Origin of the sequence: Actinoplanes sp. NPDC048791 (assembly GCF_040650095.1) — a bacterium.
In the GTDB taxonomy this organism is placed as follows: domain Bacteria; phylum Actinomycetota; class Actinomycetes; order Mycobacteriales; family Micromonosporaceae; genus Actinoplanes.
Map to the genome: position 1 here is coordinate 1 of NZ_JBEZGQ010000249.1, position 9681 is coordinate 9681.

Below are 9681 nucleotides of genomic sequence, written 5' to 3' on the forward strand. Positions count from 1 at the left end.
CGCGCCGGCGCCGGAACGCCTCGCCCAGCGCGGCCACCGACGGCAGCCGGTCGCCCGCCGCGCTGTCCACGACGTGACCCACCCAGCCCTCGATCAGCGCGAGCGCCGTCTCCAGCCGGGCCAGGGACGCCTTTTGCTGCGGCGTGTCCTCGGGCGTGAAGATGCCCTCGAGCGCCATCTGCTGCATCGACTCCGGGTCGGACGGGTCGACGCGGCTCATCGCCTCTTCGATCGCCTCGCGGTTGACCGTGATGCCGTTCGCGTAGGTCTCGACCGCGTTCAGGACGTGCGCGCGCAGCCACGGGACGTGCTGGAACAGCCGCTGGTGGGCTGCCTCGCGGAGCGCCACGTACAGCCGGACCTGGTCCTCCGGCAGCTCCAGGCCGTCGCCGTAGGTCTTGATGTTGGCCGGGACCAGCGCCGCGGTGCCGGCCGGGCCGAGTGGCAGGCCGATGTCGCCGGCCGAGAGGACCTCGGCCGCGAGCTGGCCGAGCGCCTGGCCGAGCTGGCCGCCGAACAGGGCGCCGCCGAGGGTCGCCACCATCGACTGCATCGGGCCGAGCTGGGCGCGGGCCTCCTCGGGGACCAGGTCACCCATGGCGCCCACCATGCGGCCCGCGATCGGGTCGCACAGCTTCTTCCACACTTCGAGGGTGTTGTAGACCCACTCGTTTCTGTTCCACGCGGTGGCGTCGCGGATGCCGGAGGGCAGCGCGGACGCGGGGTCGAGCCACAGGTCGGCGAGGCGCAGGGCCTCGGCGACGGCATTGTGCTCGTACATGTTCACCGCGGGATCGCCGGTGGCGCTCAGCTGGCTGGCCGCCACTTGGCGGGCCAGATCCCAGTTGACCGGGCCACTGCCGGGCGCGGCGAACATCTGCTGCAGCTGAATCATGAACTGCTGCATCTGCTGCGGGTCGGAGGGGTCGGGCGGCTGGGCGCCCGGCAGGCTGAAGCCGAACGGGATATCAGGCACACCCCAACCGTACGCGCGTCAGGGCCCCTGGTGAGCAATGCCGGTGTCAGCTCAGAGAGAACTCAGGGTCGGTTGGTACGGTCACGCGCATGAGACGTCGCGGTGTCACGGTCATCCTCGGCGCCCTGATCACCGCACTGCTGGCAGTTGGTGTCATGGCCTTCCCCCTGCCCTACGTCGTGCTGAAGCCGGGGCCGACCGTCAACACGCTCGGTTCGGACAACGGCAAAGAGGTCATCCAGGTGACGAAGGCGGACACCTCGACCTCTGCGGGTCAGCTCCGGCTGACCACCGTAGGGGTCCAGCCGAGCGTGGAGCTGGTCTGGGCGATCCGCGGCTGGTTCAGCGACGAGCAGGCCGTCGTGCCGCGTGACCTGATCTACCCGCCGGACCAGAGTGAGCAGCAGGTCGAGGAGCAGAACGCCGAGGAGTTCAAGTCGTCGCAGTACAGCGCGGTGACCGTGGCGCTGCGCGAGCTCGGCTACCCGGTGCAGACCTTCGTCACCGAGGTGACCAAGGACGGACCGTCGGTCGGCGTGTTGCAGAAGGACGACGTCATCACGACCGTCGACGGCACTCCGGTGACCAGCCCCGACAAGCTGACCCAGCTGGTGCAGGCCAAGCCGGCCGGCACGGCGCTGACGGTCGGTTACACCCGCGCCGGCAAGGCCGCCACCGCCAGCATCAAGACCAAGGCTGCCGCGGGCAGCAACACCCCGCGCATCGGCGTGGCCATCGACAAGAAGCAGCCGCACCCGTTCACCGTCGAGATCGACCTGGACGAGATCGGCGGGCCCAGTGCCGGGCTGATGTTCACCCTGGGCATCATCGACAAGCTGCGGCCGGCCGATCTGACCGGCGGCAAGATCATCGCGGGTACGGGCACCATCGACGACGAGGGCAACGTGGGCCCGATCGGCGGCATCCCGCAGAAGCTGGTCGGCGCGAAGGACGCGGGCGCCAAGCTCTTCCTGGTGCCCGCCGACAACTGCGCCGAGGCGATGCGCAACGCTGTGCCCGGTCTGACCATGGCGGAGGTGGCCACGGTGGACGACGCCCTGACCGCCCTGCAGACCTTCACCTCTGGCGGCGCGCCGAAACCCTGCCCCGTGAAGTAACAATCGGCGCACCTGCCCCGGACGGAACAACGCAACACCGTAATGTGAAATACCGGTCCGACTTTGTGGGGTTCACGTTGGTCATGCGTAACAGTCCTCTACCGAGGATGAGCCGGCGCGGTCGCGTGACCGTCGGCGTCCTCGTCGGGGTCTTCCTTCTTTTCACGCTGCTCGGCTGGGGCATCGACGCGTACACCGATTACCTGTGGTACGACGAGGTCGACTTCACGGGTGTGTTCACCGGCGTACTGGTGACCCGGCTGCTGCTCTTCCTGGCCATCGGACTTCTGATGGCGCTGGTGATCGCAGCGAACCTCTACCTGGCCTACCGGCTCCGGCCGCTGCTGCGGCCGCACTCGGCCGAGCAGGCCACCCTCGAGCGCTACCGGATGGTGATCCAGCCGCGGCTCGGCACCTGGATCACGATCATCGCGGTGGTGATCGGCTTCTTCGCCGGCCTGTCCGCGCAGAGCCGCTGGAAGGACTGGATGCTCTTCCAGAACTCCCAGCCGTTCGGCGTGCGGGACCCCGAGCACAACGTGGACGTCGGCTTCTACATCTTCGAGTACCCGCTCTGGCGGTACGTGCTCGGCGTCGGCTTCACCACGATCGTGCTGTCGGTGCTGGGCGCGCTGGCCGTGCACTACATCTTCGGCGGGGTGCGCCTGCAGGGCGTCGGCGACCGGATGACCGCGGCGGCGCGGGCCCACCTGACCACCCTGGTGGCGTTCTTCGTGCTGCTCAAGGCGGTCGCGTACATCCTGGACCAGCGGGCGTTGCTGCTGGAGCAGCACGTCTCACCCGGCCTGTACGGCGCCGGCTACACCGACGTCAACGCGTTGCTGCCGGCCAAGGAGATCCTGGCCTACATCTCGATCGTGGTGGCCATCGCGATCGTCGTGTTCTCCAACGCGGTGATGCGAAATCTGGTCTGGCCCGGCGTCTCGCTGGCGCTGCTGGCCATCTCCGCGGTGGCGATCGGCGGCATCTACCCGCTGGCGGTGCAGAACTTCCAGGTCAAGCCGAGCCTGGCGGACAAGGAGGCGCCGTACATCGCCCGGTCGATCGAGGCCACCAGGGCGGCGTTCGGGATCGCCGGCACGGAGATCCGGCCGTACGCGGCGTCCACCACGGTGCCGCCGGCGACGCTGGCGTCCGACACCAGCGCGCAGAACGTACGGCTGATCGACCCGCAACTGGTCTCCGAGGCCTACACCCAGCAGCAGCAGGTCCGGGGTTTCTACGACTTCGGCCCCAAGCTGGACGTGGACCGCTACACGCTGACCAACAACAAGCCGCAGGACTACGTGGTCGGCGTCCGCGAGATCAACGACAACGCGCTGACCACCCAGCAGCAGAACTGGCTGAACCGGCACACGGTCTTCACCCACGGGTACGGCATGGTGGCGGCCCCCGCCAACCAGGTCGTCTGTGGCGGCCTGCCGTATTTCGTCTCCGGCTTCCTCGGCGACGACCAGCAGCCGGGCTGCGCCTCGGGCTCCGAGGAGATCAAGGTCGACCAGCCCCGGGTGTACTTCGGTGAGCAGTCGACCGAGTACGCCATCGTCGGGCAGGCGGACGCGAACAAGAAGACCGAGTTCGACCGTCCGCAGCCCGACAACAACAACGCCGAGGAGCGCTACACCTACGAGGGCACCGGCGGCGTGCCGATCGGGTCCTTCTTCCGCCGGCTGGTCTTCGCGATCAAGAACACCGAGAGCAACTTCCTGCTCTCCGACGCGGTCAACAAGGACTCCCGGCTGATGTACGTGCGTGACCCCCGCTCCCGCGTGGAGAAGGTCGCGCCGTTCCTGACCATCGACGGCGACCCGTACCCGGCCGTGGTCGACGGGCGGATCAAGTGGATCCTCGACGGGTACACGACCGCGGCGACGTACCCGTACGCGCAGCGGATCAACCTGCAGGAGGAGACGACCGACGAGCTCACCAACCGGGGCACGGTCGCGCTCGCCCGGGACAACATCAACTACATGCGCAACTCGGTGAAGGCGACCGTCGACGCGTACGACGGCACGGTCACCCTGTACGAGTTCGACGAGCAGGACCCCGTCCTCAAGGCCTGGAACAAGGCGTTCGGCGGCAAGCTGATCACCCCCAAGGCGCAGACGCCGGCCTCGCTCGCCGCGCACTTCCGCTACCCGGCGGACATGTTCAAGGTCCAGCGCAACCTGCTGGCCCGGTTCCACGTCACGCAGCCGGCCGAGTACTTCAGCGGCCAGGACTTCTGGCAGGTACCGAACGTGCCCGACGACCCGGACAGCGGCGTCAAGCAGCCGCCGTTCTACCTGAACGTGCAACTGCCCGGGCAGGACAGCACCCGCTTCCAGCTCACCTCGGCGGTCACCCCGAACAACCGGGACAACCTGGCGGCGCTGATCTCCGGGTCGTACGTCGACAACAAACCCCGGCTGGAAGTCCTGGAACTACCGGACCAGACAGCGATCCAGGGCCCGGTCCAGGTGCACCAACGCATGACCAACAACGCGACGGTGCGTTCGGAACTGACCCTGCTGTCCAACAGCAACCAGTCCCAGGTGCTGTTCGGCAACCTGATCTCGCTACCGGTCGGCGACGGCATGCTGTACGTCGAGCCGGTGTACGTGAAGAGCGGGCAACAGGACGCCGTACCGCTGCTCCAGAAGGTCCTGATGTCCTACGGCGACGGCGGCACGTACGTGGTGCTGGCCAACAACCTCAAGGACGGCCTGGACAAGCTGGTCGCCCAGGGCAAGAGCAACCAGCCCCCGACGAACACGCCGCCGACCAACAACCAGCCCCCGAACACGGGCAACGGGCAGCCGCCGGTGCTGCCCGGCCAGCTGGCCCAGGCGGCGGCCGCCCTGGACAAGGCCATCGCGGACGTCAAGACGGCCCAGGCATCCGGCGACTTCGTCCGGTACGGCCAGGCCCTGCAAGCCCTGGACACGGCGATGACCAACTTCCAGAACGCGCAGAAGGCAGCGGGCACGCCGACCACGGGACCCTCGGTCTCGCCGTCGACGCCACCGTCCGGCGCACCATCGGCGCCGGCCCCGACACCAAGCGGCTGACCAGGTGACATGATGCGCGGCGCGCCGGGTTACCGGCGGGCCGCGCGCATGTGTGGGGCAGGTTACGGGGGGTCGTTTTGCATGTCGGTCGGGGCGCAGGCTAGGGTTGAGCTACCGACGCGGGGTGGAGCAGCTCGGTAGCTCGCTGGGCTCATAACCCAGAGGTCGCAGGTTCAAATCCTGTCCCCGCTACGAGTCTGGGAGTCCCTCATCCGCATACAGCGCGGATGGGGGACTCTTTCGCATGTCTGCCTGGGGGGCCGAGCCCCCCAGACCCCCACGGTGCGGTTGTTGCTGGGCGTGCTCCGGTGCGGCTTTTCTGGGGCCTTGCCCCTAGACCCCCGCTTAACCAGGTGTTCGCCCATGCGTGGCGCCTTGTTGGATGCGGTCGAGTGCAGGCTGCGCGGCTGGCCTTGCGCCGACCGGCGGGGCCGTCGCAGCGCGACAGCAGTTTCGGGACGGCCTTGTGCTGGATTTTGCTGCCGAGAGCTCGTTCCAACGCGGGGTGAATCTGGGTGAGTAGGGCGCGGATGCGGTTGGTCAGTCGGGTGGCTTCGCCGGCCAGGTCGTTGTCGAAGCCGACGGGGGCCTCCAGCTCGGCGAGGGGCTCGTCGTCGACGTCGACGCGGCGTGTGCGGCATGGCGGCGGCGTCGGCGGTCGCTGAGGCGGCGTCGACTGCCGGCAGTCATGTTACGGAGAGGGGCTAGTGCAGGGTTTTGCGGATGTGTTCCGCGATCGCCTCTCGGCCGGCTTTGGCTTCCGGTACGGGCAGCAGCGGGTAGACGTGGATTGCGTCTGGTTCTTCGTGGTACGTGAGCGGGGTGCCCGGGGCCACGCGGTCCCTCAGAGCTCGGCAGTCCGGCAGGGTGATGTCGCGGGTGCCCACCAGGACCTGGATCGGCGGTAGGTCGTCCAGGCGGCCGTACAGAGGGCTCAGGCGGGGGTCTGTCAGCGGGACGTCGCCCGCCCAGGAGGCGGCGATCGGGTGGAGGCCGGCTCGGGTCAGCCAGGGGTCGGTGCGTTCCACTGCCGGGATGTCGGGGTTGGACATGGTCAGGTCCAGCCAGGGGGCGATCGTGGTCAGGCCGGCCACCGGGCGTCGCGGGTCGTCGGTGAATGCCTGGGCGGCCAGCAGGGCCAGGCCGCCGCCGGCTGAGTCGCCGGCCAGGTAGCAGTGGCGGCCTTCCCGGGACAGGTCCTTGATCAGAGTGGTGACCAGGTTCAGGGCTTCCAGGGCGTGGTGCCGCGGGGCCAGTCCGTAGATCGGGACGTGGACGTCGTGGCCGGTCTGTTCGGCCAGGTGGGCCACCAGCGCCCAGTGCTCGCGGACGATCTCGCTGGTGTACGCGCCGCCGTGCAGGTAGATCACGGCGTGTTCGGACGGGCCGGTGGCGGCTCGGCGGGAGCGCACCACGTACACGTCGTGGTTGTTGACCGTGCGGTGGGCCACGACGCAGCGCTTGCGGATCCCGGGTGGTGGGGCCGACGGGCCCTTCTTCTTGGCCAGCACCGCGCGGCCGGCCGCCTCGGTGGCGAATCTGCGCTTGTAGGCGACGCGGACGAATGCCGCTACGCCCTTCATCTGCCAGCTCGACAAACCGACTCCCAAAAAAGGCTCTCATGCGAAACGGCCCGCCAGATGATCTCTGACGGGCCGTTCTGCTTTGTAGCGGGGACAGGATTTGAACCTGCGACCTCTGGGTTATGAGCCCAGCGAGCTACCGAGCTGCTCCACCCCGCGTCGGCTTCATAAAGCTAGCACGGGGCCGGCCGTCAGCCTTCCTCGGGGCTGACCGAACGCCACACGTGCTGGGCCCAGGGCAGGTCGGCCGGGTCGTCGAAGACGCAGACCAGGTGCAGGACGTCGCCCGGGACCGCGACGTAGCCGTGCAGGTTGTGCAGGATGCGACCGTCGCCCAGGGCGGGGCGCCAGAACGCGTACCGGTGGGTCTCGTCCTTGATCTCGGTGAGCTCGCCGTCGCGGTCCCGGGGCGCGTCCGCGGTGAGGTCGCGGATCACGTCGGCCGGCGGCGAGTCGGCGGGCGTGCCCAGCGGGTCGAGGTGCACCGTGCGGCCGGGGCCGGTGAAGTAGATCCGGTCCTCGTGCCGCCGCAGCTCCAGGCCCGCTGAGCGGTCCAGCGACCAGCGGGTGGTGATCCGCTGCCGGACCGGGGTCGGCAGCGCGTACGTGAGCCGGCTCAGCACGTCGTCGCGGTCCCACTCGTCGTGCAGGATCCGGTGCATCAGGGTGCCCTCGTCGGCGACCAGGTACGGGATCGAATCCGGCTCGCGCACCTCGGCCCGGGCCGGCGCGCCCAGCATCTCCGCCCACGGCTGTACGGCGTTCGCCACCGTCCCCTCGAGGCGCAGGTCCGCGTACTCCGGGGCCTCCCAGATCTCGCTCGCGTGCCGCAGCATCGGCGCCGGGACCCGCAGCCACACCGAGTATTCGAGGGTGCCGCCGCCGGTCAGGCGGACCGGCATCAGGCAGCGGACGAACGCGCCGATGCCCTCGGCCGCCCGCAGGTGTTCGTTGCCCCAGGTCGCCTCGCGTTCCGGTGGGGTGAGCGCGAGCATCGGGTCCGGCCAGGTGGAGCGGACCGCGAAGTCGACCGGGGACAGGGCTCCCCCGCAGCAGGGGCAGTCGGGCAGATGATCAGGCACTCGGGCACCCTACCCAGCACGACGGCCCTCCGGCGGGGAAGCCGGAGGGCCGTCAGCGCGTACGGGGGTTCAGCAGTAGGTCTGGTTCTTGTTGCTGGTCCACCGGCAGGAGTCGATCGACTTGCCGCTGGGGCTGCGCAGGTACGCCGTGTCGCCGGAGTTGTTCCAGACGTAGCCGGTCCGGTTCCAGTAACGGTGGCCGCTGTCCGGCCGGCCGTTGGTGCCCTTGCCGCTGTGCACGTAGACGGTCTTGCCGGCGCCGAGCTTGTGGTCGGTCGAGACGGTGTAGACGTGCCCGGCGGCGTCGCGGATCGTCCAGCCCTTGAGGTTGACCGTCTTGCCGGTGCGGTTGGTCAGCCGGACGTACTCGGCGTTGAGGCTGGTGTTGCTGCCGTTGTCGGTGCCCGGCGAGTTGTAGACGATCTTGGTGAACTGCACGTCGCCGGCCTTGGGTGCGGGCGTCGAGGGCGTGCTCGGGGTGGTCGGTTTCGGCGTGGTGGGAGTCGGGGTGGGCGTGGTCGGGGTGGACCCGCCGCCGCTGCCGCTTCCGCTGCCGACGTTCAGTGTCACCGTCTCGGTGCGCCCGGCCAGCAGGTTGTTGTCGGGCTCGGCGTCGATCACCGCGCGGTACGACTTGGTCCCGGTGCCCTGACCGGTCAGCGTCGTCGTGTAGACCGAGGCGTCGCCGACGGTCTGGCCGCCCGCGATGTCCGTCCAGGTGCCGTCGTTGTTGCGCTGGATGTGCACCGCCAGGCCCGGCTGGGTCGGGTTGGCCGACACGGTGACGTCGACGGTGCCGTTCGAGGCGCTCATCGTCATGGTCGGCACGATGCCCATCGCCACCGAGATGCGGCTGGACGCGACGCCGTTGGCCACGACGTAGAAGCGGAAGCCGGAGTCCAGGATGCGGCTCAGCTGGTACGTGCCCGAGCCGGAGGCGATCGTCGACACGTAGCCGCCGTGGTCGTAGTCCGGCGACTGGTAGAAGTCGTTGAAGACGTACGCCGATTCGTAGAGCTCCACCGTTGAGCCCGCGGGCGCCGTACCGGTGATGGTGATGGGGCCGTAGCCGGTGCGGCTGGCCGGTGCCGAGATCGTCGGCGCCGCGTCGGCGGCGCTCGCGGGGGCGGCCAGGCCGAGGGCGGCGACGCAGCCGATCGCGGTCATGACCGCCGTCTTCCGTGCACGCATCAGCAAGTTCTCCTCGTAGCTGTGGGGATTTACGCAGCGTAGTGAAGATGACAAAGCGTAGTCACCCGTACGGACGGACGGGGTTATCACCTGGACGTATGAGCGAGATGGCAACTCTGAGTTACTTTCGGTCAAGTGGCGCAGTGACGACAGGTAACCGCCATGTCGGACTCGGCGGCCGAAAGGCGGCTCGGTATACGGTCGGAGCCGTGTTGACCCCTGAGCAGCTGCGAGCGGACTGCGGACAGTGCGCCGGCCTGTGCTGCGTCGCGCCGGCCTTCGCCAAGTCGTCCGACTTCGCCATCAACAAGCCGGCCGGCAAACCGTGCCCGAATCTGGCCGACGACTTCCGCTGCGGCATCCACGACCGGCTCCCCGAGCGCGGTTTCCCCGGCTGCGTCGTCTTCGACTGCTTCGGCGCCGGCCAGCAGGTCACCCAGGTGACCTTCGGCGGCCGCGAGTGGCGCGGCACGCCCGGCATCGCCGGGCAGATGTTCGCCGTGCTGCCGGTCATGCGCCAGCTGCACGAGCTGCTCTGGTACGTGACCAAGGCGCTCGAGCTCACAGCGGCGCGCCGGCTGCACCCGGAACTGCGCACGGCTCTCGACGAGACCACGGCGCTCACCACCGGCGCACCGCAGGAGCTGCTCGCGCTGGACG

6 protein-coding genes, 2 tRNA genes and 2 pseudogenes are annotated in these 9681 nt (G+C 69.0%); 4 read left to right on the forward strand and 6 right to left on the reverse strand.

Features of this window, described 5'->3' with window-relative positions; all coding sequences use genetic code 11:
• A partial coding sequence (locus AB0C29_RS19515; protein WP_360821976.1) for a zinc-dependent metalloprotease occupies positions 1-976 on the reverse strand: 976 nt, incomplete at its 3' end.
• Positions 977-1065: 89 nt separating this feature from the next.
• Between AB0C29_RS19515 and AB0C29_RS19520 the strand changes: the two genes are divergently transcribed.
• The 3 genes from AB0C29_RS19520 (at position 1066) to AB0C29_RS19530 (ending at position 5357) form a co-directional block, all read left to right on the forward strand.
• Positions 1066-2094 (forward strand): PDZ domain-containing protein, encoded by a 1029-nt coding sequence (locus tag AB0C29_RS19520; RefSeq protein WP_360821978.1) that lies wholly within the window; start codon positions 1066-1068, stop codon positions 2092-2094.
• Positions 2095-2201: 107 nt separating this feature from the next.
• Positions 2202-5165, forward strand: a complete 2964-nt coding sequence (locus AB0C29_RS19525) for a UPF0182 family protein (protein ID WP_360821980.1) — start codon at positions 2202-2204, stop codon at positions 5163-5165.
• A gap of 118 nt (positions 5166-5283) precedes the next feature.
• Positions 5284-5357: transfer RNA gene (locus AB0C29_RS19530), tRNA-Met, on the forward strand.
• A 211-nt stretch (positions 5358-5568) separates the two neighbouring features.
• On the opposite strand, the pseudogene AB0C29_RS19535 reads toward AB0C29_RS19530, so the two are convergent.
• The 5 genes and pseudogenes from AB0C29_RS19535 to AB0C29_RS19555 all read right to left on the reverse strand — a co-directional run.
• Positions 5569-5796 (reverse strand): annotated as a pseudogene (locus tag AB0C29_RS19535) (IS110 family transposase); the annotation flags it as partial.
• Positions 5797-5869: 73 nt separating this feature from the next.
• On the reverse strand, positions 5870-6763 hold the full coding sequence (locus AB0C29_RS19540; RefSeq protein ID WP_360821982.1) for an alpha/beta hydrolase: 894 nt from the start codon (positions 6761-6763) through the stop codon (positions 5870-5872).
• 70 nt (positions 6764-6833) lie between these two features.
• Positions 6834-6907 (reverse strand) — tRNA-Met (locus tag AB0C29_RS19545).
• 32 nt (positions 6908-6939) lie between these two features.
• On the reverse strand, positions 6940-7830 hold the full coding sequence (locus AB0C29_RS19550) for a DUF2199 domain-containing protein (protein ID WP_360821984.1): 891 nt from the start codon (positions 7828-7830) through the stop codon (positions 6940-6942).
• A 69-nt stretch (positions 7831-7899) separates the two neighbouring features.
• Positions 7900-9021 carry a lamin tail domain-containing protein gene (locus AB0C29_RS19555; protein ID WP_360821986.1) on the reverse strand — a complete coding sequence of 374 codons (1122 nt, stop codon included), beginning with the start codon at positions 9019-9021 and terminating at the stop codon, positions 7900-7902.
• Positions 9022-9233: 212 nt separating this feature from the next.
• Between AB0C29_RS19555 and AB0C29_RS19560 the strand changes: the two are divergent.
• Positions 9234-9681 (forward strand): annotated as a pseudogene (locus AB0C29_RS19560) (pentapeptide repeat-containing protein); the annotation flags it as partial.

What these genes read in the sequence shown, in the direction of transcription:
- AB0C29_RS19520 (WP_360821978.1), top strand. Translation starts at nt 1,066, where the DNA reads ATGAGACGTCGCGGTGTCACGGTCATCCTCGGCGCCCTGATCACCGCA.
- AB0C29_RS19525 (WP_360821980.1), top strand. Translation starts at nt 2,202, where the DNA reads ATGAGCCGGCGCGGTCGCGTGACCGTCGGCGTCCTCGTCGGGGTCTTC.
- AB0C29_RS19555 (WP_360821986.1), bottom strand. Translation starts at nt 9,021, where the DNA reads ATGCGTGCACGGAAGACGGCGGTCATGACCGCGATCGGCTGCGTCGCC.